This window comes from Anaeromusa acidaminophila DSM 3853 (assembly GCF_000374545.1).
GTDB lineage: Bacteria > Bacillota > Negativicutes > Anaeromusales > Anaeromusaceae > Anaeromusa > Anaeromusa acidaminophila.
In genome coordinates, this window is record NZ_KB894602.1 from 21116 (window position 1) to 47042 (window position 25927).

Consider the following 25927-nt stretch of genomic DNA (forward strand, 5'->3'; position numbering starts at 1 on the left):
TGGAATAAAGGGGGAATGATCGTGCTCGGAAACTGGAAAAAAGCCGGTGCAGTCGTAGTGTTGGCGTGCTGCTTATGCCTGCCGCAGGCGTTTGGGGCGGCAAAACCCGTAGCGAAGGCGCCGGTGGTATCTGCGACCTTGCTGCAGCAAGGGGATAGCGCTTATGCGGCGCAAGATTACGCTCAAGCAGAAACGGTTTACGGGGCGGTGCTTCAGCAAGATAAGTCGGCAGCTGTTTATGTTAAACGCGGAAATTCCCGCTATGCCCAAAAGAGATATCAAGAGGCCTTGGAAGATTATAATCAGGCCTTGGAATTATCACCTGCTTCGTGGTCATGGTATGAACAGCGAGGCCATGCGTACTTAGCATTAGAGCAATGGCAGCAGGCGGCGGACGATTACGCCAAAGCCGCTCTCAATAGCGCGCTGTCGCCAGACGGCTTTATCTATAAAGGACGTGCGCTGGCTGCTTTGGGGCAGCATCAAAAAGCGGCGGAGGCGTATGGGCAGGCCATGGGGTTGTTGGCTGGCCGGGCGGATCTATTGGCTGCTCGGGCGGGAGAGCTGATGTATCTGGGCGAGTGGGAAGCCGCCTTGATTGATTATGACGAAGCGCTGAAACGGCAGCCCGGACAGGCATACTGGCTTTACAACCGCGGCAATGTGCAGCGGAAATTAGGACGCAACGAAGGCGCTATGGCAGACTATAACGCCGCTGTGCAAGCAGAACCGAAGCTGGCTATGGCGTACTATCAATTGGCGAACATGCAAGCGGCGGGAGAAAACGTGAGCGGTGCCATTGAAAATTATACGAAGGCCATTGACGCTCAACCGGAACAGGCTATGTTTTGGCATAATCGAGGCGCGTTGTTCTTGCGGCAGCAAAAGGAAAGTGAAGCTTTGGCGGATTTCCGCAAGGCCTTGTCCATACAACCGGAATATGGCTTAGCTTACTATAGCAAGGCGCTGGCGCTGGAAAGCCTCAGCCGCAAGCAGGGCGGCTGGGGACAGGATTTGTTGCAGGAAACCATTGGCGCTTACGAACAGTATCTCAAGTATGCCGGTGATGACGCGACGCGTCGAGATTGGGTGGAACGAAGACTGAAAGAGCTGCGTAATTCATAAAAATTAGTGGTTCCCTAAGGGAGGCGGCGAAATGAGAATTATCATTATCGGTGCAGGTCGGTTAGGGCGTGCGCTAGGAATATTGTGGAAGAACCAGCATGAGATTGTCTTTTTTGACCGAGATGAAAAGGTAGCGCAGGAAGCGGCGGCGGAATTGGGAGTGGCAGCGGTTGCAGCCAAAGAGCAGTTGCCGGAGGAGGCGATCGTTGTCTTGGCGGTGCCGGGACCTGTGGCGGCGCAGGCTTTAAATACGCTAGCCAAGCTGGAGCGCCCTTATGCCGTGCTTTCCGTGGCAACGGCATTAAGCCGCAAACAGCTGGATGTAGCTACCGAAGAGCCGCTGCGTTCGTTGGGGGTAAAAATTGTCGGACAGGCGGATCATATGGCTCAAGGGGAGCACCCGGTGATTGTGATCGATCAAGGTCCGGAGAAACTGGTTGCTTTGGCGAAGGAGCTTTTTTCTTCGGTAGGCAAAACTTGCGTGGGCGTGGCGGATGTAGTGACGGAAATCAACCGTATTGCTACGCAGGCGGCGCTGGAGGCGGCAGTGCATATTGAGAGCACGCTGCGCCATAAGCTGGACGTTTGTGATCCCGCTGTGATTCAAAGCGCAATAAGCCAAGTGGCGGCAGGCACGCTCAAGGCCTATGCGGCAGGAGATTTGGGGCCGTTTGCGCGGGATATTGTACGGCAATTGAAAAAAAGTTCCGAAGGAACTGCATAAAAGGCATCAGCAAATTGGTTAGGGCTGTGGCTAAACTTTTGAAAAAGTTGGCTGCAGCCTTATTTCTTTTAAAACTGTACTTGCTTAAAATGATATTTCTGTATATTTCAACAGGATCAGATTTGATTTATACTACAGTTGTGTTTTGCAAAACGCTTGGTTTTTAAAGAGACCTGAGACGAAAATGTTAAATTTTTGGCACGGGAAGTAATAGGAGGAAGTACGATGCAAGAAGGAACTTTTCGAGTGAAAGCCGGTTTAGCGGAGATGCTCAAAGGCGGCGTAATTATGGATGTAACTACACCAGAGCAGGCGAAAATTGCAGAAGAAGCTGGTGCTTGCGCCGTTATGGCTCTGGAGCGGGTTCCTGCAGATATCCGGGCTGCTGGCGGCGTCGCCCGCATGGCGGATCCTGAGGTGGTGCAGCGGATTATGGAAGTGGCCACCATTCCGGTCATGGCTAAGGCGCGGATTGGGCATTTTGTAGAGGCGCAGATTTTAGAAGCTCTGGGGGCGGATTATATTGACGAGAGCGAAGTTCTTACGCCTGCAGACGACAAGTTCCACATCAATAAACATAATTTTAAGGTGCCTTTTGTTTGCGGAGCTAAAAACTTAGGCGAAGCGCTGCGGCGTATTGGCGAGGGCGCGGCCATGATTCGCACTAAAGGAGAGCCCGGAACGGGCAATGTAGTAGAAGCGGTCAAGCATATGCGTATGGTTTCCAGTGAAATTCGAGTGCTGCAAAATTTGCCGGAAGAAGAAGTGGCATCGTTTGCTAAAAATATAGCAGCTCCCTTGGAGCTAGTCTGGGAAGTCCGCAAATTAGGACGGTTGCCGGTAGTTAACTTTGCCGCCGGCGGTATCGCCACCCCGGCTGACGCCGCGCTGATGATGCAGCTTGGCTGTGACGGCGTGTTTGTGGGCTCCGGTATATTCAAGTCCGGTGATCCGGTAAAACGCGCCAAAGCCATAGTAGCGGCGACTACGTATTATAATGATCCTAAAATGCTGGCGGAAATCTCCCGGGACTTAGGCGAACCGATGGTGGGTATTGAAATTGATGTGATTCCGGCGCATGAGCGCATGCAGGAACGCGGCTGGTAAGAGCTGATGAAAATTGGCGTGTTGGCGCTGCAAGGCGCTTTTCGAGAACATATACTTATTCTGGAGCGCTGCGGCGCGGACGTGCGCGAAGTGCGCAAAGCGGCGCAGCTAGAGGGACTGGCTGGTCTCGTTATGCCGGGAGGAGAAAGTACGACCATCGGCAAGCTCATGGTGGAGTTTGGCTTGGTGGAGAAAATTAAGGAACGTTATGCCGAGGGCATGGCCATTTATGGAACCTGCGCCGGAATGATTCTTCTTTGCCGGGAGATTGTAGGCAGCGACCAGCCAAGATTAGGGCTCTTTGACGCCAGCGTACAGCGCAATGCGTTTGGGCGGCAGAGGGAAAGTTTTGAAGCGGATCTGCTTGTGCCGGAGATAAACGCCGGCGAGAAACCCATTCGCGCCGTGTTTATTCGCGCTCCGTATCTAGAGCAAGTAGGGCGGGATGTGCAAGTTTTGGCGGAGGTGAATGGGAAAGCGGTCATCGCTCGTCAAGGAAAGATCTTAGTGACTTCCTTTCATCCGGAATTGACTACGGATGACCGCATTCATCAGTATTTTTTGCAAATGATAACCAAATAACGTGGGCGTGTTTTTTGTAGCAAGCTGTTTGCCTGGCAAATAGCTTGCTATTTTTGAGACGTAGAGCCTGCAGAAGCAGGACTTTTAGGTGCGAACGGGAATAATAAAATGAGAACCCCCAAAGCCATTTCCGTAGAAACTATAATTGTGGGATGTAGGATGAATAACCTAAAAAAAACTTGCGCGAGCAAGTAGGAGTTGTGCGATGCAATTGGATGTGAGGACGCTTGTAATTTCCCTAATGCTGGTGGCTGGCGTTAACAGCCTGGTGATGCTGCTGGCTTGGCGTTATACTTCATTGATGCGCAATATTACTGGCTTTTGGAGCCTAAGCCAGCTGCTTTTTTTATTGGGCACGGCCTTGTTGGCGTTGCGTTACGCTATACCTGGCTTTTTTTCTATTGTCGTAGCAAATTTGGCGTTGCTTGGCGGTCATGCGGCGATGCAGGAAGGGCTGGGGTATTATATTGGCCAGCCTGGTCTTTACCGCGGCTGGACGTTAAGCATCGTGACTGTGCAATTGGGTTTGGCGGCTTTCTTTACTTATGGTATTCCTTCTTTGGAATGGCGCATTATTTGCTATAGTGTGATGGTTGCCGGCATGTGTGTTCTTGGCGTACTGACGCTGCGCGAAAACGGGGAGCAAGAAGAAGCTCCTAAACGATTTCTGCGCGGAGTCTTTTTTATGACCATGGGAATTATGGCAATTCGCGTTGTGGCTGCGTTTATGGAACCCTTGTCATATGAAGCGCAGGCCCAGAATCGTTTGTGGCATACGTTGCCTTTAGCGGGATTGCTTTGCTTGTATGTCGCCTTATCATTAGGTTTGTTTTGGATGATTATGCACAAGATGAGCTTGCAGTCTCAGCAGCAAGCGGAAACCGATTCGCTGACCGCCGTGGCGAACAGGCGAGCGATGGACGCTTATTTTGCGCAGCTGTATTTAAAGCAGCCAGGAGCAATCGCAGTGATGATGATTGATATTGACAAGTTTAAGGACATTAACGATTCTTTCGGACATCGAGCCGGAGATTGTTATTTGGTTGCGATCGCCCAGGAGATCAAAAAAAACTTGCGGCCGGAAGCGGCGTTGTTCCGTTATGCTGGTGATGAATTTTTGGTAGTGATGCAGCAAGCGGATCGGCAAGCCGTAACGGTTTTCGCGCAGACGGTGCAACAAAAGGTGGAAAAATTGCTCGTTCCCTGGGGGGCGGGCGAGATCATTCAGACTACTGTAAGCTTGGGATTGGCCTTGTCGGAGAAACGAGCCAACAGTTGGGATGAGCTGGTACAACTGGCTGACTTGGCGATGTATCGCGTAAAGAGTCAGGGCGGAAATGGCGTTGCGTGGTATGAAGAGGAAATAAAATTTACGCAAAGTATTTAAGAATGAAAACTAATTAAGAATTTATTTGGAACTGTTCAGGAGATATATGGTATAATCAAGTCAGTTTAAAATGGGCTTTGGATGTGTGGCGGAAAGGGTGTTAGTAAATGTTGCAATGGAAAGAAGAATATGAAGTAGGAGTAGCGGAAATTGATGAACAACATCAGAAATTAATTGACATTGCCAATCGGGTATACGAATTAATGCGTAATGAACTAGCGCTTGATAAATATGACCAGATTGTAGAAATTTTACAGGAACTGAAAGAGTATACGGTGTATCATTTTCACTTTGAAGAAGGGCTTATGCAAAAAGCAAAGTATAAAAAACGCTTTTCGCATAAATTATTGCACCAGGAATTTTTGGCGCAGGTGGAAGCGGTGGATTTGTCCGCTGTAGACGAAGAACAAGATGCATATCTTGTTCGTATTATGGATTTCATTGCCAATTGGCTGATTGAGCATATTGTTGGTGAAGACAAAAAAGTGGGCCAAAGTGTTCGGGCTCAGTGAGAAAAACGAAAAGAGCGCTATACCGTTACGGTATAGCGCTCTTTTTAAATAGGCCAAGTCATTACTTTTTTTCAGGGGGCATTTCAGGAATCTCGGCGACATCTCGCAAAGGCGCCTGCCAGCCGCGTTCCTTCTGGTCACGGATGTTCAAACTAACTTTGCGCAGCAGCGTCAGCAGCGTTTGATTTTCTTCGGGTGTCAGGCCGAGCACGGAGACTTCGTTCCAGCGATGTAGTACATCGTAAATAGGCTTGCGCACTTCGCGAGCTTTATCCGTCAAATGTACTCGCAAGACACGACGGTCTTTTTCGTCGCGGATGCGGACAATGTAGCCGGAGGCTTCCAGTTTAGCCAGCGCCCTAGCGGTGGTTCCCTTGTCCATGTCAATGGCTTTGGCCAGATCATCTTGCTTCCGTCCGTCTTCGCGGTAGAGCAGCAAAAGAAACGCGAACTGGCCGCTGCTGAGATTGTACCGTTTGAAGTATTGATCCACATAGGATTGGGACATGCGATAAATGAAGGATATCCAGCGTCCCATACTGTGGCTCAAATCATAATAACCCATGGCATTCGTCCTTTGCATTAAAATCAGCTGACTTTATTATAATACAAAACCAATTTTTTTCCCAGCCGGAGAGGGGGTTGCCGCAAGGACGCCGAAATAAAAGGAAAAAATAGAAGAACTGGGGGCGGGAGAAATGGGCAGATGCGGGGCGATGTTAGCTTTCTTGCTTTTTTGGTGCAGTATTTCTTATGCAGCTCCACCACTAGCATATGTGACTGGAAATGTAGCTGGTTGGAAGGTAATACATCAAGGCAGTGCCGTTGCGGCGCAGGAGGATATGCCATTAGTGGCTGGGGATATTCTCTTGGGAGGCGCATTGTCTAAACTGCCTATGGTGTTGCATCCATTGGCGCAAGCGCAGCCTCGGGAAGGGGGAGGCGTGGTGTTACTGCCCCATGAGGTTCCCTTTGATTCCTTGTGGACGGTAGTACCCCAATATGTGGAGTATTTGCGGAAGGAACCTCTGCATGGACTTGCTTATAGCCGTGAGGATACGGTATTGCGTCCGGGAACAGCAGCCTCTTTATTGCCTGGGTATGGCGTAGATCTGGTCTGGGTGGGCGAGCCCAAAAGCCTTGTAACGGTGCGGGATGAGCAAGGCGGCATCGTGCTGCAAAAGCAAGGAGAAGGAGGTTGGGTGCGCCTACAGCCGCAAGAGGTATCGCTGTTGTCTGAGGGACGTCGTTATTTTTGGCAGACTGAGAATCAGAGCGTTCCGTTTCAACTGCAAGTACTGCCTCGGTCTTCGGTAACGGTAATTTTAGAAGGCTTGAAGCAGTTGGACGCCGACCGCAGCGTGCAAGAAGAAGTGCGCTTGGTGCGCAAGGCCGCCTATTTGCGTTTAGTCAGCGATTTGAGGCCGGGGATCGATTTGTACTGGCTGAGCGTGCAATTGGCATCCGGTGTTCGTGGTGAAAGCATGATGACCGAACGCTACTTAAAAGTGGTGGATCGTCTGAAGGAAGCCTATTTGCGGCACTTGCTGTCTTAAAAGCTAGAAATAAAGAAAAGGCTGTAGAAAACTTGTCTTTAAGTTTTCTACAGCCTTTTTAATATACTAGAGTTTATATTTCGTGCTTTTCGTGGTTGGATAATAATTTTGCAGGACGTAGATAACGAACCGCGAAACACACGAAAGACGCGAACGGGTTTTTATTGTTGGACTTTCAATTATTATTATTCGTAACCCTCATGCGAGCCCTACGGTTCTCGTCGCGACTCTTGTTCAATCCAACCCCGTCGAGCCCTCCTTTTACTCCCTCTACTCATGTTCTATTCTTCACTTCGTACCCGCAGGACGATCTTGCCGCGCGTATGTCCGGTTTCGATTTGCTCATGCGCTTTTTGCGCTTGCTCTAAGGGGAGGATCTCGCTGACTTGAGGGCGGATGAGGCCTTGTTCCACCAGACGTCCAAGGGAGGCCAATTGTTCGCCGTTAGGCTGCATGAATACATAATGAGCTTGGACTTCAAATTTTTCCATCAGCTGTTCATCCGGCTTGCTGATGAGGGAGACTAAAATGCCTCCTGGACGCAGCATTTGATAACTATTGCGTCCGGCTTCGCCGCCGCGGGTGTCCAAGACTAAGTCAAAAGAGCCATGCTGAGAGGATTCTTCGGCGGAAGCGTAATCCAGAGCTTCATCAGCTCCGAGGGAGCGGACGAAGTCTAAATTGGCGCGGCTAGCGTTTGTGCTGACCCAAGCTCCGTAGGCCTTGGCAAGCTGAATAGCCAGGGAGCCGACACCTCCGCTGCCGCCATGAATGAATACTTTCCAGCCTTCTTGCAGCCCACCGGCCTCCAAAAGGGCTTGCCAGGCTGTGAGTCCGACCAGGGGAAGGGAAGCGGCTTCAACAAAAGAGAGGTTGCTGGGCATGGGGGCTACGAGATTTTCTTCTACTACGAGATATTCTGCATAGGCGCCGTTGCGCCGGATGTCAGGGCGTACAAAGACAGCGTCTCCTACCGAGAATTGGCTGGTATATGGGCCCGCATCGTCAATAATACCGGCGGCATCCCAGCCGAGGATGAGAGGCATAGTGTGCTTTACTTGCCCCTGGGGGCGATTGTAAAGGGCTCCTTGACGAACTTTGGCATCCACTGGATTGACGCCGGCCGCGTACACGGCAATGCGAACCTCGCCAGGTCCTGGCTGTGGCAAGGGCATATCGCGCAGTTGCAGGACGTCCGGTCCTCCGAAGTGATCCAGAACAATGGCTTTCATAAAGCTTGCTCCTTTCCTTAACTTTGGCAGACGCGGCAGCGGCCTTGGGTTTTGGCTTCGTACATGGCTTCATCCGCGCGTTTGACAAACTCGTCGAAGGTATCGGGGGGCTGATAACGCATCTGGGTAACGCCCAGACTGGCGGTAATAAAAAGCGGCTGCGGAGCGTCCGCAACAACGATAGGCAGCTTTTGGAGTTTGGCAAGGAGTCGGGAAGCTAGTAAAAAAGCGGCATGTACTACTGTATCAGGCAAGACAATAATGAATTCTTCACCGCCGTAGCGCCCGACAAAGCCTTCAGCGCCCACTTCTTTTTGCAACAGCGAGGATAAAGTTCGCAGAACTTGGTCGCCGCTGGTGTGTCCGTAGGTGTCGTTTATTTTCTTGAAGTGATCAATGTCCAGAAGAATTAAACTTAAAGGCTTTTTAGAGTCGCGAGAGCTGCGCATGGCTTGGGTTAGCTTTTGCGTAAGCATACGGCGATTCAAAAGGCCGGTGAGGCCGTCGATCATAGCCATTTGCTCAATAACCTTGCGATGCCGCTCCGCTTCTAAAAGGCGCTTGACCCGATGGCGCAGAACCAACATATTGCAAGGCTTAGTGATGTAATCATCAGCGCCGGCGGCAAAAGCGATGTTGATGGTTTGATCATCATCGCGGCCAGTGATCATCAGAATGGGTACTGTGTGTCCCTCCGGGAGTGCGCGCAGGGCGGCACAGGCATTGGGACCGTCGATGCCCGGCATGATAACGTCTAAGAGGACGATATCCGGTTTGTGCTGGCGAAAAAGATCAATAGCCTGATGGCCGGTGCTGGCTTCAATAAATTCATAGCCTTCTGAAGCTAAAGCATCGCGCAGCATTTGGCGCAGCATGGGTTGGTCATCTGCGATGAGAATCAGCGGGTGGTTGCGCACAATAATCTCTCCTGTTCAAAATACAAGTTAAAAAGGCGAGTGCCTTACAACAGATTTTTTGAAGCAGCGCAGGCGGCGAGCGCCGCTCCCAGAGCGCTGCCTCCCTTAAGGAGGCGGACGGGAATGCGGTAGCCGTGCTCTTCCAAGGTGACGCGCACCATGGCGGCGTAGCCTGGCAAGTGCTCATAAAGAGAACCGTCGATGGCGATGGGGCCGCTGGAACCCAGATGGCGAAAGAGCGCTACATAGGTTAAGGCGGCCAGGCGGGCGGAACGCAAGGTGGCCCATTGCGCAAGCTGACGCGCGCTTCCTACCACATCCGGCGGCAAGGGGAAGGGGCAGCGTTCGCCAGGATGCAGCCAAGCGGCCAAATGAAACGGAGTTACGCAGTAAGGTTGAGTTAAGCCGCAATGGGGATGCTCTTTGAGCAGCGCTAAACGAACCAGCTCTCCTAAATAACGTCCCGAGACTCGCTTTTCTAAAGGCTGTTCGCCTGGATGCAAACTGGCGGCGTCTAAGGCGGCGTCAAATTCGTTTTCCGGTATGGCGCGAAAGGCGCCGGATTCCAGATTGAGCAGCATATTTCGAGAGGGTTCGAAGTAGGCGGTATTATGACCAGTGCCAAGGATGGAGCCTATCTGCGTGCCTGGCAATAGATAGGTTCCCGCTAAGAGCGTGGCAATAGTATCGTTGATAATGGCGACAGGCTGGATTTGCAGGCCTGCCCGAGCAAACGCCTCGCATAATAACTGGTTGACATCCTGACCAATAACGCCGGGCGTGGCAATTTCTTTACTCCAGCGCAGCAACTGCGCTTGTTGCAGATTGGTTTGCTCACAGGGGAAAGAAAAGGTGTGCCCCAATGGCAGGCGTTCTTCCGGATCAATGATATCAGCAGCCAGAGAAGCGAGAAAATCAAAGAGTCCTTCAGCATGTCCCGCTGCTGTTAAATGGACGCCAAGAGGCCGACTGACCTGTTTTAGCACTTTGTGGCGACCCTGGCCGTCGAGGCGGATACGAGCCATTCTGGCGTTGGTGCCGCCAAAATCGAGAGCGAGAAACTCTCCTTCTTCTTGCCCTGTAGCAGGAAGTAAAAAAGAAGGGAGCAAAGATAGGGAAGAAGCGGAGCCGGCCAGTTTTGCGGCCAGGTCTTCTTGAAAAGCGGCAATGATTTCTTCTTGGGCAGGGGGGAGCAGTTGCCAAAGTTGTAGTTTTTGTTTCAAAGAAGGTCACCCTCCCAGTGCTTGAAAGTTGAAATAATATCATCCATACATTCGTTTATTTATGTGCAGAATCCTCTTTTTTACAGGGATAAGACCGATTTATTTGTCAGTTGCTGCGCCGACGCAATGAGAGGTCCTTGCGTTGGGAGTAGGTGTATTTTACAATGGACATAGCTAAGGGGTGTGAGGAGGAAGGTCTGTGAGGATGGCTGGGCTTGCGGGCGGATTTTTGGTAGCTTGGTTGTGCGCAGCCTCCTGTCAGGCTGCGGGACTTGCGGTTATAGCAATGCTGGAAGAAGGGACGCCTCAAGAAGCGGCGGTTGAGGTAGAGTACGCGGTACAAGCGATAAATCGGACCATGCAACAGGTGTATGCTTGGGAGGCGGAACGAACTGTCACGTTGTGCTTGACCCCTAACCGCCAGAGTTATCAGAATGCTTTACAGCGGCGTTTTTCCATGTCGGAAAGCGAGGCGTTATCCTTAAGTCAAAGAACAACTGGCTGGACGACGGGGAGCATTGTCTTGACGAATGTGGAGGGGACGCCGACTTCGTCGGCGCGCCAGCGCCATTTTATTCACGAACTGACTCACCAGTACGTATATTCGCTGGTGGACGAGGCGCAGGCAACAGAGCTACTGTGGCTTTCCGAGGGCCTGGCGGAAGTGGTCGCCTTTCAAGCCAGCGGCATAGACGGTCCAGCGGTCTGGAAGCAAACGCTGCGGGTGGCGCCGGCTTTGCCCTATTTAAGTCAATTGCGGCGGCCGGGCTTGTGGCGGCGTACGGCGGATGTGTACGGAACGCCGGTATGCTATGCTATGAGCGCTTTGGCGGTTTGGCGGTTGGAAGAGGCCGCCGGTGCGGGAGCGGTGCGGAAGTATTATCAGCAATTGCGCGGCAATCCGGATAAAGTAGCTGGCTTTGCCAACGCCATGGGACAAGACTTGCTGGAATTTGAAGAGGATTTTGAACGTTGGTTGGCAACGGAGTCGCTACGGCGAAGTAAGTAAGCATTGACTTTGCCAAAGGCTGTGCAAGGAGGTTGCGGTATGCGTCGTTATCAAAAAAAGTATTCCCAACAGCAGGCTGCCTATGAAGAGGCTGCCTTGTTTTTACGTTCTTTGGAAATGCTTCTTTGGACGATGGCCGCCGTGCTGGCAGTATGGTTGTCTTATCGCGTGGGGCTGCAGCATGTGGACTGGTTGTGGCTGCTTTTTGCAGCGCCCTTTGGCGTGGTGATGCTGGTTATTAGAGGTTTGCAGTATTTGCATAAGCGGATGTTTCAAACGCAGGAAGCGGAGGAAGCATACCCGCTTTCTCCTTCTGGGTATTTGCGGCCGGATGAACAGGGGACGGTGTATGATGAGGCTGGGCGAAGACTCTTGCTTTTGACGGGGCATAGCCTGGCAGGAACTGGGGATGAGCGAATCTTGCGGGTGGATGTAGGCAACCAGTCGGGAAGAATGCTAGAGGGCGTTTTATTGCGCGCTTTGCTGTATGACCGGCAGGAACAATTGCTGGGAGTGGTTACGGCAGTTGGCCCCAAGCTGGAGATAGGCGATGTTTGGCAGGCGGAGGCCCCCGTGAAGGCGCAACAGGCGGTGCGGGCGGTACTTTGTTTTCATGTGCAGCAGTACATGTGAAGGGGGCTTTTTTGTGAGTTCCTTTTTTGTTCTAACTCTGAATTATTCAAAGTCAGCCATCATTGCAGGAAAAAAGAAGAGCATTGTGGAAATTTATAAAAATATATTAAATTAATAATTTTTGCACGTCGCCCGAAGAAAAGCATTTGGAGGGAGTTCATTGCGGAAATTATGGCGGATTTTTAGCTGTGTAGCGCTTGTCGTAATTATGGTTGTAATCTGGCAGGCGGATCCAGTCGGACGAGCGGAAAATTCCGCTCTGAAGCGGGTATTGATTTTAAATTCTTATGGGCAAAGCTATAAATGGACGCGCAGCATAGTGGATGGAGCCTCTTCGGTATTGTTGGGACAAGGCGATCGCATGGAATTGACCGTAGAGGACATGGATAGCAAAAATATCAAAGAACCGGCTTATTTTCCTTTAATCAAAGAGGTCTATGCGTATAAATGGAGGCAAAAGCCTTTTGATTTGATTATTGCTTCTGATGATACGGCGTTGCAATTTTTGCTGCAGTATCGACAGCAGTTGTTTCCGCAAACGCCGGTTGTTTTTTGCGGCGTCAATGACTACGTGCCGGAATTGCTGCAGGGCCAAGAGGAATGGTATACAGGCGTAGCGGAAGTAAGCGATTTGAAAAGTACGCTAGAAACTGCACTGCAGGTGCAGCCGCAGGTACGGCATGTATATGTCATTAATGATCAAACCAATACAGGCAAGGCGATTGAGAAAGAGCGAGAAGTTTTGCAACGCCAATTTCCGCAGCTGCAGTTTCACCCTTTGGAAGGTAAAACCATGGCGGAGTTGGAAGATGCGGTTTCATCGTTAGGCGAAGACAGCATTGTTTTATTGCTGGTTTTTTTTGAGGACGCTCAAGGTCAAGCTTTTTCCTACCAAGAAGCTGCCACGCGTTTGTCAGCCCGGAGCAGCGTGCCCATCTACGGGGCTTGGGATTTTTATTTGGGTCATGGAATATTGGGCGGTAAGCTTGTTAGCGGCTTTGATCAAGGCCGTGTGGCGGCGCAAATGGCGGTGCGCGTTTTAGAAGGTGAATCTCCTTCTAAGATTCCTGTTGTGCGAGAAAGTATGAATCGCTTTCAATTTGACGACCTCCAGCTGCGGCGCTTTGGAATCGCGAAAGAGCAACTGCCGTCAGGCAGTTTGATTATCAATCGCTCGTATAGTGATCAGAAGCAGGTGCTGGTGTTGTATTCGTATGATCCGGATATGCTTTGGGAGCAGCATGTAGATGAAGGCTTGCGCAAGGAACTGGCGGGAGACGATTCGGTTAAATTAATCCATGACTATATGGATGTACGCCGCAATATCATGCCGGAATACCCGCAGCATTTGTATGAACTGTATCGGACTAAATATAGTCAAAAACATTTTGACGCCGTTGTTGCAGTAGACGATGCGGCGTATCAGTTTGTGCAAAATTATCGGCAAGAGCTGTTCCCGGGAGCGCCGCTTATTTTTGCCGGAGTCAATGATGTTGAATCAGTGCGCGCCTTGCGTCCGGGAGATTCGGTAACAGGCGTAGTGGAGAATATTGACTTGCGAGGCACTCTGGAAACGATTACGACGGTCCAGCCGGAAACCAAGCGCATTGTGGTTATCCAGGATACTAGCGCCGTAAGCATGCTTCATAGGCAGCAATTGGAAGAGGAGTGGCCGGCTTTTGCGGGGCGTTTGGAAAAGGTATATTTAGACGATCTGAATATGTGGGAGCTGCAGGAACGGGTAGCGGCTTTAAAGCCGGACGATGTGGTGCTGTTGCTGACCTTTACCCAAGATCGTTCGAATAATGTATTTGCCATTGAGGAAAGCTGCCGTTTGCTGGCGCAAAAGTCGAGCGTGCCTATTTATACGCCCTGGGATTTTTATTTAGGATACGGGGCTCTTGGCGGCAGAATCAGTCGCGGCAGCGAACATGGAGAATTGACGGCGCAACAGTTAAAGCGCGTCTTAAAAGGCGAAGAGGCTCGCAACATACCTGTGCTTTGGGAAGCTCCCAGCCGTCATGTCTTTGACTATCAGGTAATGAAAAAATTTGGTCTTGAGGAGGATCGTTTGCCTCAAGGAAGCGTATTGCTTAATCGGCCTGAGTCCTTTTATGAACAGCATCGCCAACTGGTATGGGGTACGAGCGCGATTTTGACGTGCTTGTTAGCAGTTATTTTTTCTTTATATAGCAATATTCGCACTCGGAAGAAAGTGCAACAAAGGTTGGCGGTCCAAGCGGATACAGACCAGCTTACAGGCGTTTTCAATCGGCGCAGAGGGTTAGCCGAGCTGGAGAGGCTGCATGCTCGTTCATTGGAATGCGAAGCGGCGATGACCATTATCTTTGCGGATGCCAATAATTTAAAGAAGATCAATGATCAATACGGGCATACGAACGGTGATGCGGCTATTATCGCCATTGCGGAAGTGCTGAAAAGCTGTCTGCGTCAAAATGATGTTCTTTGCCGTTTGGGCGGAGATGAGTTTTTGATCATTTTAGAAGGGTGTACGTTGGAGCAGGCGGAAGTTTTTTGGGAACGTGTAGAAAAAACGTTGCGAAAAAGGAATCGTGAACGATTTTCGAACATGATTTTGAGCGTCAGCCGGGGCATGGCGGAGTTGAATCCTCAGGAGCCGGTTTCGGTGGAAGCGCTAATTCATTTGGCGGATCAACGGATGTATGAAAACAAACGAGAGTATAAGCAAATCAAGGAAATGATCTAAGTAGGAAGTTGAAAAAGAATTTTGGGAAACGGCGTCAAAGCATGTCCTTGGCGCCGTTTTCTTTTTTATGTTCCATAATTCTAAGCAGGATAAATGCCAACCGGTGCGAATAATAGTAGGTAATTGTTTGTTAAAAATAAAGGTTATAGGTAAGAAAGTCATAGTGGAACGATGAGGAGTGATGGTCGTGTTGCAGCAGCTTTGGGATTTGCGGGAAAAAGTGCGCCAAGAACGCCCGCTGGTGTATAATCTGACAAATAATGTTGTAACCAATGTGACGGCGAATATTTTGCTGGCGACCGGCGCCAGGCCGATCATGTCGGAAGGGGCTGCAGAAGCCGAAGCGTTGGCTCGGGCGGCGGATGCGCTGGTGCTGAACATTGGCACGCTGCATACCCGGCAGATTACATATTTTCTGAAAGCGGGTTCCTACGCCAACGAGTACGGCAAGCCGGTCGTGCTGGATCCGGTGGGCGTGGGAGCTACGCCGTATCGGGATATTACGGTCAAGCAACTGCTGGGAGAACTCAAAATGACCCTGATTCGGGGCAATTACGGCGAAATTTCTTATTTGGCCGGTAGCGGCGGCATCGTGAACGGCGTGGATACGGCTAGTACGGAACTTCCGTTAGAGTCGTTCAAGAAGTTTTCCGTTGCTACGGGCGCCATTGTAGCGGCAACCGGCAAAACGGATTATGTAACCGATGGGCAGATGTTACTGGCTTCGCAAACAGGGCATGAGTGGCTGCAATACGTTACCGGAACCGGTTGTGCGCTGACTTCTCTAATGGCTGCTTTTACGGCGGTGGCCCAAGAAGAAACCTTGCTGGCGGCAACGGCTGCCGTTGCATTTTATGGCGCGGCGGCGGAAAAAGCGGCCGCGAAAAGCAAGGGACCAGGCTCCTTTGGCGTGAAGTTTATTGATGCCCTTTATAATTTGGATTTCAAGGATTTTCGACATTATTGTGCGGGCAAAGTACAGCCTGCCTATGAAGATAGTGCTAAAACGGCTGTAGAAGACGAGCCGCAAGCGGACGAGAGCGAAGCGGCAGTTGACGAAAAATGGATGGAGGATTGAAGATGGAATTGATCCTGATGCGTCATGGGAAAGCGGAGCCGGCGATTCCGCCGATGAAAGATGAAGAACGGGATTTGACGGAGCCAGGCAGAGAAAAAGTGATTGCAGCGGCTCAAGGGTTGGCCGGAGGCTTGGCGGATGCCAGTCGCCTGCAAATTTGGACTAGCTCATTGGCCCGCGCTTTATCAACGGCCAGTATTGTAGCGGAAGTGTTAGGGGTGGAGGAACTGCGCCTATTACCCTGCCTGGAAGAGGGGAAGCTGCCGGAGCTATTGCAGGAACTAGCAACGGTAGAAGAAGACGCTCAAGTGCTAGTGGTAGGTCATGAACCCTACTTAAGCTTGTGGACGGAGCATTTAGCAGGTTCGTCTCTGCCCTTTAAACCGGCGACAGCAGCGTGCTTGACTCCCTGCGCCGGACGCAGCGAGCGGTGGCGCTTGCGTTGGTATGCTCAGGCGGGAATCTTAGGCTGTTTGGGTAAGAAATAAAGAACCGGAGGAACGCTCATGGAAACCGAACTGAAGCTGCAGGTGGCGGAACCAAAGTGCTGGCAGGCGATTTTGGATTTTTTGCCGACTCTGGACGGTGGCGGTGAAATACAGAGCGGCCGTTTCCGGGCCATTTATTACGATACGCCGGAAGGCTCTTTGCGTAAGGCTCGCATGGCGTTGCGCATTCGCCAGGAGAACGGACGCTGGATGGCGACGCTGAAAGGCGGCGGTACCAGCTTGGGCGGCTTGCATCAGCGGCAGGAATGGAATGTGCCTCTGCCGCGCAAGCAGGCGCCTTCATTAGCCTTATTTGAAGACGCGGAAGCGGCGGCTTTGTTGAAGGAAGCAGTGCAGGCGGAAGAGCAGGAATTGTCATGGAAGGCGCTGCTAGAAACGGATTTTGAAAGAACTTTTTTGCGTGTGTCTTTAGCGGACGGCAGTTGTGTAGAGATTGCCGCCGACAAAGGGAAAATTCTTGCTGCAGGACGTCGGGCTGCGATACTGGAACTGGAGCTGGAATTGGTGTCCGGCCAGGAAACAGCGCTCTTTTCTTTGGGGGAAGAGCTGGCCCGACGCTTTCCGCTGCTCCCGGCCAGCAGCAGCAAGTTTCATCGAGGCTTATTGCTGGCGGGATTGACGGAAGCAAGCGAGGAAATTTCACCGAGCTGTGCGGCGGGGACCCGCTTGGCGATGCTGCATTGGCTGCGTACGGCGATATATTGGCAAGAACAGTTTTTGCAGCGTCCTGAGGAAGTGCGGCCGGTCCATCAACTGCGCGTGGCGTTGCGGCGGATGCGCTCGGTGCTTTCTTTTTGTCGTCCTTTTTTGGAGGTCGAGGCGTGCCGGCATTATCAGGAAGAATTGCGTCATTGGGGCGAGCAACTGGCTGGCGTGAGAGAAACCGATGTTCTCTTGGCAACTCTTGCTGCCAGCGGTCTAGATGCGGGAGCCGGAGTGCTGGGGGAACTGGAAACGGATTTGACTGCTCGCCGGCAGGTGCTGGCGGCGGATGTGGCTCGCGAGATGGCGAAAGGCTGGTCGACTCCCTTAGTACTTGCGTTGTGGCAGTGGCTGTTGTCGCCGGCTTGGGCGGCGGAGCCAACCGCGTCCGAGTTAACAGCGCGCCTGTCAAAGTGGTTGGTTAAACTGCGCAAAGTGGGCGACGCAGCGGACCTTACGCTACAGGATGAATTGCATGATTGGCGCATTCAAGGAAAAAAGGTGCGTTACGCGTTTGAATTTTGCTTGTTGCAGCGGCTACGTCTGGCTCCGGAAATGATTGAAACGCTGGTGGAAATTCAAGACGCCCTTGGAGAACTTCATGATATTCAAGTACAACATCAATTGTTGATGCAATGGCGGGATGTTCCGGGGACGGCATGGGAAGCCGGCTTTTTAGCCGGCTGGCAGGAACATGAGCGGCGGCGCATGCTGCCGGATTTAAAGAAGCTGCGGAAGGATTTTCGCCGCTATGTTCGGCGGTGGCTGCGAGAGCACGCCGGTTAGCAAGATGGAGTAACGAAAATGAATCTTCAACTTTCGACACAATTAAAACAGCAACTGACGCTGACTCCTGCGCTCTGCCAGTCTTTAGCGGTGCTGCAGATGGCTGCGCTAGAACTGGAACAGAACTTACAGCAGCAGGCTGAAGAAAATCCGCTGTTGGAGTGGGAAGAGGGCGCTCCGCCGGATTATGAGGCATTGGCTCGTTATTTAGATACTCCCGGAACGGCGGCGGGAACGGCGGCAACCAAGGACGATGAGGAAATGCCGCCTCCCTGGGAACGCGCTGCAGCGGAGCAAACGTTAACTTTAGGGACTTTTTTAGAAAAACAGCTTGTAGAAAGCGGCTGCCCCCAAGGGCTAAAATCGTTGGTGCGTTTTTTTATCGGCTGTCTGGATGAACGAGGGTATTTGACGGTGAGCATAGAGGAAGCGATTGCTTGCCTGGAACGTGACGCCGAAGAGGTGCAAGCGGCGTTGTTTTGGCTGCAGTCGCTGGAACCACCAGGCGTAGGGGCGTCCGGCTTGGAAGAATGCTTGCTTTTGCAGTTGCAGCGTCAAGGAGCGGGTGAATCATTAGCGGCTAAGCTGGTGGAAAAAGGGCTGCTGGATGACGTGGCTCAAGGTCGTTGGAAGAGGTTGACGCAGGCGTTGGCCTGCACGCAGGAAGAGCTGGATGAGGCATTACATTGCTTGCGGTCTTTAGACCCGCGCCCAGGCCGGGCCTTTGCTACGGCGGAAACGGTGTATGTACTGCCGGATGTGCGAATTGAACGGCAGGGGGACGAGTTTCGCGTAGAAGTGGCAATGCCTTGGAAAGGGCTTACCATTAGCCAGGAATACCGTAAAATGGTTTCTGGCGGCGGCGAAGCGGTTAAAGAATTTGTACAGGGACGGCTGAATGCGGCGCTGCAGCTTTTGAAGAGCTTGGATCAGCGTCGACAGACGCTGCAAACACTGGCGGAAATCTTGGTGCAGCGTCAGGAAGACTTTTTCTTGCATGGTCGGCGGCATATGAAGCCGTTATCTATGCGCCAAATGGCGGATGAACTGGGAGTTCATGAATCAACGGTCAGCCGGACCGTGGCCGGGAAATACGCCTTAACGCCGCATGGTTTGCTGCCGTTGCGCGATTTCTTTCCAGCCGCCGCCTTTGCTGTAGGCGGGGAGAATGTTGCAGCCGATGGCGTCAAGGAGCGCATTCGCGCCTTGATCCAGGAGGAGCCGCAGGGGGAACCGCTGAGCGATCAAAAACTCTGCGAAATGTTGAGTGAAGAAGGAATTCCTATTTCGCGGCGTACAGTAGCTAAATATCGCGAAGAAATGCATATACCGTCTTCTTCGAAAAGAAAGAGAAAATAAAAAGACCGCGCGGTTGCGCGGTCTTTTTGTATCCAAAAGAGAGTATTACTTAAAGTTCCAAGCTTCTTGAAGCTGCGAGGCGAAGCCGCGGATCTCTTCAAGCCGGTGCTGGGCGGCAGCTGCGATCTCTTCTTGCAGTGTCGGTACAATCCACTCTTTTTGCTGAGCCAGCAAATGCAAAGAAAGTAGAGAGTGAACAACAATTAAAACGTCTTCTTCTTGACGAGCCCATTTTGCTAAGAGCTGCACTACTTGCTGCAGATCCCACTCATCCCAGAAAACACGCCCATAAAACAAAGCAATTTTGGCGCGCACCGTTGGTTGGGTGATTTTAGAAAGCTCATATACTAAAAGGCGCTTGTAAGGAGAGAGAAAAAGAGGCCGCTCTTGGGTCACGCGATCGACGAGTTCTGCGGCTAATGTGCGAATATGCGCTTCTTCATGTGTTAAGCCTCGCATGATTTCATCCATAACAAGCGGATCGGCGGCCGCCACTTCGGGGAGCCTTTCAAAAAGATCATGCGCTTCAGCGGTGTTTTCGGTAAATAATTCCCATGGCACTGACAAAATAATAGCCTCCTTATAACTTGGCTGTATAATTTTTACACTAAAAAAGGATTAAGGCGATACAGTTGACGAATTTAATAAAGTTAGCATAACACGACTTGGGCGCAACTGCAAGGGAGGCCGTGAAGCATTGTAAATGCTGGCGAAGCGTTCCTTGCAGCGGTGAATTTAAAAGCGTAATTAGCAGTTGATGAAGCGCGAAGAAAGTAGCTCCTTGCTTTGATTCCGCTAGAAAACAAGGAATTAAGCGGATAAACACGAATGTATTTTTAATAGTAGGATGAGATATGGAGGGTTCGGTAATGAGCGTACGGAAAAAAATGGTTCTTTCCTTTTCAGGCTTGTTTGCATTGATACTGCTGCTTGTTTCGGCAGGCGGATATTTTTTTGTTAAAGAGCAGCTTTCAAGGCAGCTCGAGCAGCGGTTGGAAGCTTCTGTGGAGGCGCAAGAGCATCGCATAGAAGGCTGGCTGAATACGAAAAAAGCCGTTGTAGAATTAACGGGAAGCATGGTTCGGAAATTATCGGGCAATGCGGCCGTTGCTCCCGCTTGGCTTGGCGCATATCAAGGCATGGATAAAGACTTTTTGGATATGTATTTTTCGGATACTGCAGGGAAAATGGTCAGCGCCAACGGGTGGGCCCCTCCGGCTGGCTTTGATTCGCGCCAACGGGTTTGGTATCAAGCGGCGTCTAAGGCGAATAAGGCAGTGTTTAGCGATTTTTACATAGATGAAGGCTCTCGGAAACTAACAGCCACGATTTCGATGCCTGTGTTTACCGCAGCGGGTCAAGTTAAGGGCGTCTTGGGAGCGGATATTTTCCTAACGGCGTTGCCTGAGTTTGTTAAAGACCTGCACTATGAAGGCGAAGGCCAGGCTTTTTTAATGAACCGCCAAGGGCTGATCGGCGTGCATCCGTCGGAGGAAATGATTTCAAAAAATGCACTGAATGCAGAAGCATACCCTGAACTGGCGGCGGCGTTGCAGCTTGCTCTGCAACAGGAGAATGGACAAGTTGCTTATAAAGAGCAAGGCGTAGAGCGGGTATTGGTATACCGAGCCATTTCAGGAACACCATGGGTATTGTGTTTTCAAATGGAAAAAAGTTTAGTCTACCAGCCTCTGCAACAGCTTTTGCTGTTCTTTGCAGCCGTGACCTTGGGCGCTATTTGCCTGGTAGTGTTTGTGACGTACCGTCTGGCCGGGCGGATGGTTGAACCGTTGCAAGAGCTCAATGCCAAGGTGGGGGATTTGGCGCAGGGAGATTTGCGTGTTCGTGCGGCAGCCGAAGGCGACGACGAAGATGAAATAGTCCAATTAGCTGCTGGTTTTAATCAAATGGCGGATGATTTGCAAAGCATGCTAAAAGATGTTCATAAAGCGACGGATGAGCTTCATACGCAGGCGAATATTCTTGTTGATACGGCGTCTCATGTAGCGGCGAATACGCAGGAGTTAAGCGCGACAATGGGCGAAGTCAGCGCGGCAGTAGAAGAAATTACCGCCGGCTCGGAAGAAAATGCCAGCTCAGTAGTGCAGGTGGAAAACCATGTTGCTAAGGTTGATGAAAAAGCGCACCAAATGTTTCAAGCGGCTACCGAGAGCGTCGGCGTTTCCTTGGAAGTTGCCAAACAAGTGGCTCAGGTGAGCGGTTGGATGGAAGAAATGTCTCAGAGCATTCAAAGAATGAGCCTGTTGTTGCAAAAAGTTTCTGTTTCTTGTAAGCATTCTTTGCAAATTGCAGGACAGGCGCAGGCGCGTTCACAGGAAACAACCGCCATTATGACCGCGTTAAACGGCTCTTCTAAACAAATTAATAGCATTGTCGGCATCATTCGAACGATTGCGGAACAGACGAACATGTTGGCGCTGAATGCAACCATCGAAGCGGCGGGAGCTGGAGAAGCCGGCAAGGGTTTTGCCGTAGTCGCTAGGGAGGTAAAGGAGCTGTCGAGAAGAACCTCCGAAGAAGCAGGGCGCATTGCGGCGCAAATAGAGACGATGCAGGATGATATGGCCAGCGCAGTGAAAGCGGTGGAAAACATAAATGGCGTTATTGGGGAAACAAGAAAAATTACTCGTTCCATTGCAGCTTCTGTTAACGAGGAGGATGTGAGCGAGCTGGAGGCGGAAGAGCGTCAGGAAACAACGCTGCGCCAGGAAATGGCTTTGATTGTGGCTAAAAGTTCACATGTTGCGGAAAATGCGGTACTGGCCGCACAAGAAGTCAAAAATCTATCGCAAACCAATGAAGATATAGCGCAGCAAGCCGAATCGGTAGCTCAGAGTACTGGAGAAATGGCGCATATGATGCGAAATATTGCGGAAGCTACTCATGAAATCGCCAAAGGAACCCAAGCCATTTCGTGCAGCCTGCAGGAGTCGGAAAAAGCGATTGTTGATACCGCCGCCAAGGCGAGCACGGTTAGCGGCTGCGCCTATGAAACCGAAGGCATGTCCGACAAGCTGAAAGAACTGGTAGCTAGATTTAAGGTCTAATTTTTGCCGTTGTAGAGGCCGAATTGCAGGTGAATGACGATGGAAACCGATGAGGAATTGCGACAAGAATTCGTGCTGGAGGCAAAAGCTCATTTGGCGGCGATGGAAGAAGCGTTGTTGAGGCTGGAAAAGCATTCCGCCGATGAAGAGGCTGTACGAGTTATTTTGCGCGGGGCGCATAGTATAAAAGGAACGGCTGGCTTTTTTTCAATGGAAGCATTGGTGCGAGTGGCGCATAGTTTGGAATCTTTTTTGGGAAGCATCAGAGAACGGCAGGCTATTGTGACATCTCCTATGATGGATGCGCTGTTGAATGTATTGGATGCGCTTCGCAAGCTGTTGCAGAGTCCGCCTGAAGTTGCGCTGACTCCAGATGTGGAGGCGGTGTTGAAGCGGCTTCAGGAGCAGCTGGAAGAAAAGCCTTCGGTAACGTCCTGTTATCCCGGTGCGGTTGAGGAAGAAAAGGAAGAAATCGGCGAAGGGCTGTCTGTTTTAAACAGCACCGATGAATATGTGCGTGTAAACAAACGAATTTTAAATGATTTGCTAGCTCTGGCGGGAGAAATGGTTTTACGCCGCAATCAACTTCTCAGGCTTTCTCAGCAAATGCAGGGGATGCCGCAATTAGAAGCGGTTTCCAATGGCATTGACGAGTTGACGACGCAATTGCAGAAAAAGATATTGCAAACGCGCATGCAGCCTATGGGCGGGATTTTGAATAAATTTCCGCGTATTGTCAGGGATTTATCACGCAAACTGGGGAAAGAAGTGTCACTGCATCTTTCGGGGTTGGAAGTTGAATTAGATCGCTCCATGATTGAGGCGTTAATGGATCCGATGAACCACTTGATACGAAATGCCCTAGATCATGGCATTGAAGAGCCAAGTATGCGGCGACAACTGAAAAAATCCAGCCAGGCGTCTTTGGCAATTCGGGCGTATCATGAAAGCGAACGCGTTGTGATCGAGGTTAGTGACGACGGCAGGGGCATTTCTTTGAAGCGCATCAAGGAAACGGCTGTGCAAAAAGGATTCGCAACGGAAAAAGAACTGGAGCTGCTGAGCTCAGGTCAATTGCTGCGCTTTGTGTTGCATCCCGCTTTTTCTACGGCGCAAACGGTAACTGACTTATCGGGGCGCGGCGTAGGGCTGGATGTAGTAAAAGCGAATATTGAAAAGATCGGCGGAAAAATCGAAATTGAATCTTGCGAGGGGCAAGGGACGACATTTCGCCTGGTGCTGCCGTTGACTCTGGCTATTATATCCGCCTTTATCGTGTTGTCCCAAGGGCAAACATTTGCCATTCCCCAAGCCAATGTGAGGGAATTAGTGTTGATCTTGCCTGACAGCGGGCGTGATAAACGATTGGAGAAAGTCAATGGAAAGCCAGTTCTGCGTCTGCGCGGACAATGCATGCCTCTTGTATACCTTCGTGAATTATTAGGAGAGGACAATGCCAGCGAGACTCTTTCAGCCGATGAATATGTGCGGATTTTAGTGATCAAGGCCGGGGCGCAGGACTACGCATTGGCGGTAGATTCCGTCTATGATACGGAAGAAGTGCTGGTCAAGCCGGTACCGGAAGTGATGAAAAGCAGAAAGATCTATTCCGGCCTGACGGTGCTTGGAGATGGCAACGTTGCGATGATTTTGGATGCGGAGGGACTTTGCTTAGAAGCTGGACTTGCGTTAGGAGAAAAGAAGCTGGTTCCAGCCGAAGCATTTATTTCGGAGCGTGCTGAGCAAGAGGAAATGTATTTGCTTTTGTTTCAGTGCAGCGGGCCGGAGCAACTGGCGGCGGATTTGTCTTTCGTTGCCAGGATTGAAGAAATTTCACGCGATCAATTGCAAGAAGTCGGGGGCAAGCAGTATGCGCTGCTTCAAGGAGAGACGTTGCGTGTTTTTCAGCCTGAAGAATATTTGCCGTTTGCCAGCAATGCGCTTGCGCAGGAGAAGCTGTATGTAATTGTTACTAAGAAGCTTCACGCGAAAGTAGGTTTTTTAGCAAGCGTTATTCACGATGCGATTCGTTTACACTTGGTGTTGGATGAACACGGCGTACAAGGAAACGGCATAATCGGTTCCGCGCAAGTCGACGGGCGTATTGTAACGGTATTGGATTTGCATAGCCTTGTTATGTATGCGGCACCGGAATACAATAAAAGAATAGGGTTGCCAGAGGGAGTTTTTGATAAACCGCTGGACCGGAAAACAAGGGTTTTACTGGCGGAAGATTCGCCGGTATTTGCCCGGCTAGTTCAAAGCTGTTTGACGAGTGCCGGCTATATAGTGAAGATCGCCGAAAACGGAAAAATAGCATGGGATTATTTGCAAGAAAAGTCTTTTGACGTGCTTATTAGCGACATGGAAATGCCGGAGCTGGACGGACTGGAATTGATTGCGTTATTGCGAAGCCAGGAAAGACTTAAAGCTATGCCTGCCGTCGCGCTGACTTCTTTGGCGGATGAAGAACATCGCAAGCAAGCGTTGCAGTCAGGATTTGACCGCTACTTAGTGAAGCTGGATCGCAGAGAATTGTTGGAGACCCTTCAAGAGTTACGATTAGAGTCGGCGAGGGAGGTGCAAGATGGAGGAGAGGCCTAAAATACTTGTAGTTGACGATAGTCTGGTAGAGCTTAAAATTATTCGCAAACGGCTAGGAGAGCAATATCACGTATTGCTGGCTGCGAGTGGCGCGGAAGCTTTGGAATTGCTGAAAAAAGAAACGGTAGACCTAATCTTGCTGGATATATTGATGCCGGAGATGGATGGTATTTCGGTTTGTAAAATTCTCAAGTCGGCGGAAGCGACGCTGGAAATTCCCGTGTTGTTTCTAACGGCGTTGGCTGACTCTCAGAGCATTGTCGAGGGGTTTACGGCTGGAGGGCAGGATTATATTACGAAACCGTTTCAAGAGGACGAGTTTCGAGCGCGCGTGAAAGTTCACCTGGAATTGAGGCAGGCCAAAAAGCAGTTAGAACGGTATGCGACGGAACTTGAGGAAAAAAATATGCTGTTGCAGACGCTGCTGGATAAGATGGAAAAAACAGTCCGCACCGATTATCTTACAGGTCTGGAAAATCGGCGCAGCGCCACGAAACGCTTGCGTGAGGAACTGGCCAGAATGCGTCGCCGAGGCGAGTCGGGAAGCTTGCTTTTGGCGGATATCGATTCGTTTAAAGTGATTAATGATACCTATGGTCATGAAGCCGGCGACGTAGTGCTGCAACTGGTATCGCATCGAATGGAGACGGCTGTGCGTGAAGAAGATATTGTCGCCCGCTGGGGAGGGGAAGAGTTCTTAATCCTTTTGCCGGAACTTTCTTTGCCGGAAGCGCTGCATGTTGCCGAGCGCATCCGCAAAACCATCTCGCAAGAACCGGTTATCTATCAAGGAGAAAAGCTGGAGATAACGGTTACTCTAGGCGTGGCGGCAATAGATGTGAACGTAGGCATGGAGGAAAGTATCAAACGAGCGGATCAAGCCTTATATGAAGGGAAGCATCAGAGCAAGAATTGTGTTGCCTACTGCGGGGCGGAAGGTCAGTGCTTAGTATGCCGTGAAAATTAATATTCTTTTTGGTTATTTGTTGCATAAAAAATATTCATTTCCATTATAGAAAAAATTGTCTTACAATACAGATGGAATGACGGACAAGAAGTATCCTAACGAGGGAAAAAGCGAAAGAC

Annotated in this window: 22 protein-coding genes; 17 read left to right on the forward strand and 5 right to left on the reverse strand. The window is 50.8% G+C overall.

The genetic code is table 11. From position 1 onward, the window contains the following. Positions 1 to 21: 21 nt before the first annotated feature. The 6 genes from C508_RS0113870 to C508_RS0113900 all read left to right on the forward strand — a co-directional run bounded on the left by C508_RS0113870 (position 22) and on the right by C508_RS0113900 (position 5437). On the forward strand, positions 22 to 1125 hold the full coding sequence (locus C508_RS0113870) for a tetratricopeptide repeat protein (RefSeq protein ID WP_018704173.1): 1104 nt from the start codon (positions 22 to 24) through the stop codon (positions 1123 to 1125). Positions 1126 to 1156: 31 nt separating this feature from the next. Next, positions 1157 to 1849: an NAD(P)-binding domain-containing protein gene (locus C508_RS0113875; protein ID WP_018704174.1), complete on the forward strand. Its 693-nt coding sequence runs from the start codon at positions 1157 to 1159 to the stop codon at positions 1847 to 1849. 225 nt (positions 1850 to 2074) lie between these two features. Next, the gene (gene pdxS / locus C508_RS0113885; RefSeq protein ID WP_018704176.1) at positions 2075 to 2956 is read left to right on the forward strand and encodes a pyridoxal 5'-phosphate synthase lyase subunit PdxS; all 882 of its coding nucleotides are present in this window, start codon (positions 2075 to 2077) and stop codon (positions 2954 to 2956) included. Positions 2957 to 2962: 6 nt separating this feature from the next. Beyond that, positions 2963 to 3538: a pyridoxal 5'-phosphate synthase glutaminase subunit PdxT gene (gene pdxT / locus C508_RS0113890; protein WP_018704177.1), complete on the forward strand. Its 576-nt coding sequence runs from the start codon at positions 2963 to 2965 to the stop codon at positions 3536 to 3538. Between the two features lie 205 nt (positions 3539 to 3743). Continuing rightward, on the forward strand, positions 3744 to 4925 hold the full coding sequence (locus tag C508_RS0113895; RefSeq protein WP_018704178.1) for a GGDEF domain-containing protein: 1182 nt from the start codon (positions 3744 to 3746) through the stop codon (positions 4923 to 4925). A gap of 107 nt (positions 4926 to 5032) precedes the next feature. Then, positions 5033 to 5437, forward strand: a complete 405-nt coding sequence (locus C508_RS0113900; RefSeq protein ID WP_018704179.1) for a bacteriohemerythrin — start codon at positions 5033 to 5035, stop codon at positions 5435 to 5437. A gap of 61 nt (positions 5438 to 5498) precedes the next feature. Here the strand turns inward: C508_RS0113900 and C508_RS0113905 are convergent, their stop codons facing one another. Continuing rightward, positions 5499 to 6002, reverse strand: coding sequence for a MarR family winged helix-turn-helix transcriptional regulator (locus C508_RS0113905; RefSeq protein WP_018704180.1), 504 nt, complete (start codon positions 6000 to 6002; stop codon positions 5499 to 5501). Positions 6003 to 6135: 133 nt separating this feature from the next. On the opposite strand from C508_RS0113905, the gene C508_RS0113910 reads away from it, so the two are divergent. After that, positions 6136 to 6993, forward strand: a complete 858-nt coding sequence (locus tag C508_RS0113910) for a hypothetical protein (protein WP_018704181.1) — start codon at positions 6136 to 6138, stop codon at positions 6991 to 6993. Positions 6994 to 7274: 281 nt separating this feature from the next. Here the strand turns inward: C508_RS0113910 and C508_RS0113915 are convergent, their stop codons facing one another. Genes C508_RS0113915 through C508_RS18705 form a run of 3 tightly spaced genes read right to left on the reverse strand, consistent with a single transcriptional unit; the run spans position 7275 to position 10365 of the window. After that, entirely contained in the window at positions 7275 to 8225 is a 951-nt protein-coding gene (locus C508_RS0113915; protein WP_018704182.1) for an NADP-dependent oxidoreductase, read from the reverse strand. 17 nt (positions 8226 to 8242) lie between these two features. Continuing rightward, on the reverse strand, positions 8243 to 9142 hold the full coding sequence (locus tag C508_RS0113920; protein WP_018704183.1) for a diguanylate cyclase: 900 nt from the start codon (positions 9140 to 9142) through the stop codon (positions 8243 to 8245). Between the two features lie 44 nt (positions 9143 to 9186). Next, complete coding sequence (locus tag C508_RS18705) at positions 9187 to 10365, reverse strand: hexokinase family protein (RefSeq protein WP_018704184.1); 1179 nt, start codon at positions 10363 to 10365, stop codon at positions 9187 to 9189. A 205-nt stretch (positions 10366 to 10570) separates the two neighbouring features. Between C508_RS18705 and C508_RS0113930 the strand changes: the two genes are divergently transcribed. The 7 genes from C508_RS0113930 to rpoN all read left to right on the forward strand — a co-directional run bounded on the left by C508_RS0113930 (position 10571) and on the right by rpoN (position 19169). Continuing rightward, a complete protein-coding gene (locus C508_RS0113930) occupies positions 10571 to 11374 on the forward strand; it encodes a gluzincin family metallopeptidase (RefSeq protein ID WP_018704185.1) in 804 nt (267 codons plus the stop codon). Positions 11375 to 11413: 39 nt separating this feature from the next. Beyond that, positions 11414 to 12007 (forward strand): FxLYD domain-containing protein, encoded by a 594-nt coding sequence (locus C508_RS0113935; RefSeq protein ID WP_018704186.1) that lies wholly within the window; start codon positions 11414 to 11416, stop codon positions 12005 to 12007. A gap of 160 nt (positions 12008 to 12167) precedes the next feature. Beyond that, entirely contained in the window at positions 12168 to 14735 is a 2568-nt protein-coding gene (locus tag C508_RS0113945) for an ABC transporter substrate binding protein (RefSeq protein ID WP_018704188.1), read from the forward strand. Positions 14736 to 14916: 181 nt separating this feature from the next. Further along, positions 14917 to 15813 carry a hydroxyethylthiazole kinase gene (gene thiM / locus C508_RS18710; protein ID WP_155836720.1) on the forward strand — a complete coding sequence of 299 codons (897 nt, stop codon included), beginning with the start codon at positions 14917 to 14919 and terminating at the stop codon, positions 15811 to 15813. 2 nt (positions 15814 to 15815) lie between these two features. Further along, positions 15816 to 16301, forward strand: a complete 486-nt coding sequence (locus C508_RS18715; protein ID WP_018704190.1) for a SixA phosphatase family protein — start codon at positions 15816 to 15818, stop codon at positions 16299 to 16301. A gap of 18 nt (positions 16302 to 16319) precedes the next feature. After that, positions 16320 to 17810 (forward strand): CYTH and CHAD domain-containing protein, encoded by a 1491-nt coding sequence (locus C508_RS19600; protein WP_018704191.1) that lies wholly within the window; start codon positions 16320 to 16322, stop codon positions 17808 to 17810. Positions 17811 to 17828: 18 nt separating this feature from the next. Continuing rightward, positions 17829 to 19169: an RNA polymerase factor sigma-54 gene (rpoN, locus tag C508_RS0113965; protein ID WP_018704192.1), complete on the forward strand. Its 1341-nt coding sequence runs from the start codon at positions 17829 to 17831 to the stop codon at positions 19167 to 19169. 45 nt (positions 19170 to 19214) lie between these two features. Here rpoN and C508_RS0113970 read toward each other — a convergent pair whose 3' ends face one another. After that, positions 19215 to 19730, reverse strand: coding sequence for a hypothetical protein (locus tag C508_RS0113970; protein ID WP_422664649.1), 516 nt, complete (start codon positions 19728 to 19730; stop codon positions 19215 to 19217). 308 nt (positions 19731 to 20038) lie between these two features. Between C508_RS0113970 and C508_RS0113975 the strand changes: the two genes are divergently transcribed. Genes C508_RS0113975 through C508_RS18730 form a run of 3 tightly spaced genes read left to right on the forward strand, consistent with a single transcriptional unit; the run spans position 20039 to position 25808 of the window. Beyond that, complete coding sequence (locus tag C508_RS0113975) at positions 20039 to 22237, forward strand: methyl-accepting chemotaxis protein (protein ID WP_018704194.1); 2199 nt, start codon at positions 20039 to 20041, stop codon at positions 22235 to 22237. A gap of 39 nt (positions 22238 to 22276) precedes the next feature. After that, positions 22277 to 24841, forward strand: a complete 2565-nt coding sequence (locus C508_RS19605; RefSeq protein WP_018704195.1) for a hybrid sensor histidine kinase/response regulator — start codon at positions 22277 to 22279, stop codon at positions 24839 to 24841. Further along, positions 24825 to 25808, forward strand: a complete 984-nt coding sequence (locus C508_RS18730) for a diguanylate cyclase (RefSeq protein ID WP_018704196.1) — start codon at positions 24825 to 24827, stop codon at positions 25806 to 25808. Before C508_RS19605 ends, C508_RS18730 begins: the two co-directional genes overlap by 17 nt. Positions 25809 to 25927: the final 119 nt, after the last annotated feature.

Bases quoted from the DNA above. Each gene is read 5' to 3' on its own strand.
- C508_RS18730 (WP_018704196.1), top strand. From the start codon at position 24,825: ATGGAGGAGAGGCCTAAAATACTTGTAGTTGACGATAGTCTGGTAGAG.
- thiM (WP_155836720.1), top strand. From the start codon at position 14,917: ATGGTCGTGTTGCAGCAGCTTTGGGATTTGCGGGAAAAAGTGCGCCAA.
- pdxS (WP_018704176.1), top strand. From the start codon at position 2,075: ATGCAAGAAGGAACTTTTCGAGTGAAAGCCGGTTTAGCGGAGATGCTC.
- C508_RS0113875 (WP_018704174.1), top strand. From the start codon at position 1,157: ATGAGAATTATCATTATCGGTGCAGGTCGGTTAGGGCGTGCGCTAGGA.
- C508_RS0113975 (WP_018704194.1), top strand. From the start codon at position 20,039: ATGAGCGTACGGAAAAAAATGGTTCTTTCCTTTTCAGGCTTGTTTGCA.
- C508_RS19600 (WP_018704191.1), top strand. From the start codon at position 16,320: ATGGAAACCGAACTGAAGCTGCAGGTGGCGGAACCAAAGTGCTGGCAG.
- C508_RS19605 (WP_018704195.1), top strand. From the start codon at position 22,277: ATGGAAACCGATGAGGAATTGCGACAAGAATTCGTGCTGGAGGCAAAA.
- C508_RS18715 (WP_018704190.1), top strand. From the start codon at position 15,816: ATGGAATTGATCCTGATGCGTCATGGGAAAGCGGAGCCGGCGATTCCG.
- C508_RS0113930 (WP_018704185.1), top strand. From the start codon at position 10,571: ATGGCTGGGCTTGCGGGCGGATTTTTGGTAGCTTGGTTGTGCGCAGCC.
- rpoN (WP_018704192.1), top strand. From the start codon at position 17,829: ATGAATCTTCAACTTTCGACACAATTAAAACAGCAACTGACGCTGACT.
- C508_RS0113915 (WP_018704182.1), bottom strand. From the start codon at position 8,225: ATGAAAGCCATTGTTCTGGATCACTTCGGAGGACCGGACGTCCTGCAA.
- C508_RS0113935 (WP_018704186.1), top strand. From the start codon at position 11,414: ATGCGTCGTTATCAAAAAAAGTATTCCCAACAGCAGGCTGCCTATGAA.
- C508_RS0113900 (WP_018704179.1), top strand. From the start codon at position 5,033: ATGTTGCAATGGAAAGAAGAATATGAAGTAGGAGTAGCGGAAATTGAT.
- pdxT (WP_018704177.1), top strand. From the start codon at position 2,963: ATGAAAATTGGCGTGTTGGCGCTGCAAGGCGCTTTTCGAGAACATATA.
- C508_RS0113910 (WP_018704181.1), top strand. From the start codon at position 6,136: ATGGGCAGATGCGGGGCGATGTTAGCTTTCTTGCTTTTTTGGTGCAGT.
- C508_RS0113895 (WP_018704178.1), top strand. From the start codon at position 3,744: ATGCAATTGGATGTGAGGACGCTTGTAATTTCCCTAATGCTGGTGGCT.
- C508_RS0113905 (WP_018704180.1), bottom strand. From the start codon at position 6,002: ATGGGTTATTATGATTTGAGCCACAGTATGGGACGCTGGATATCCTTC.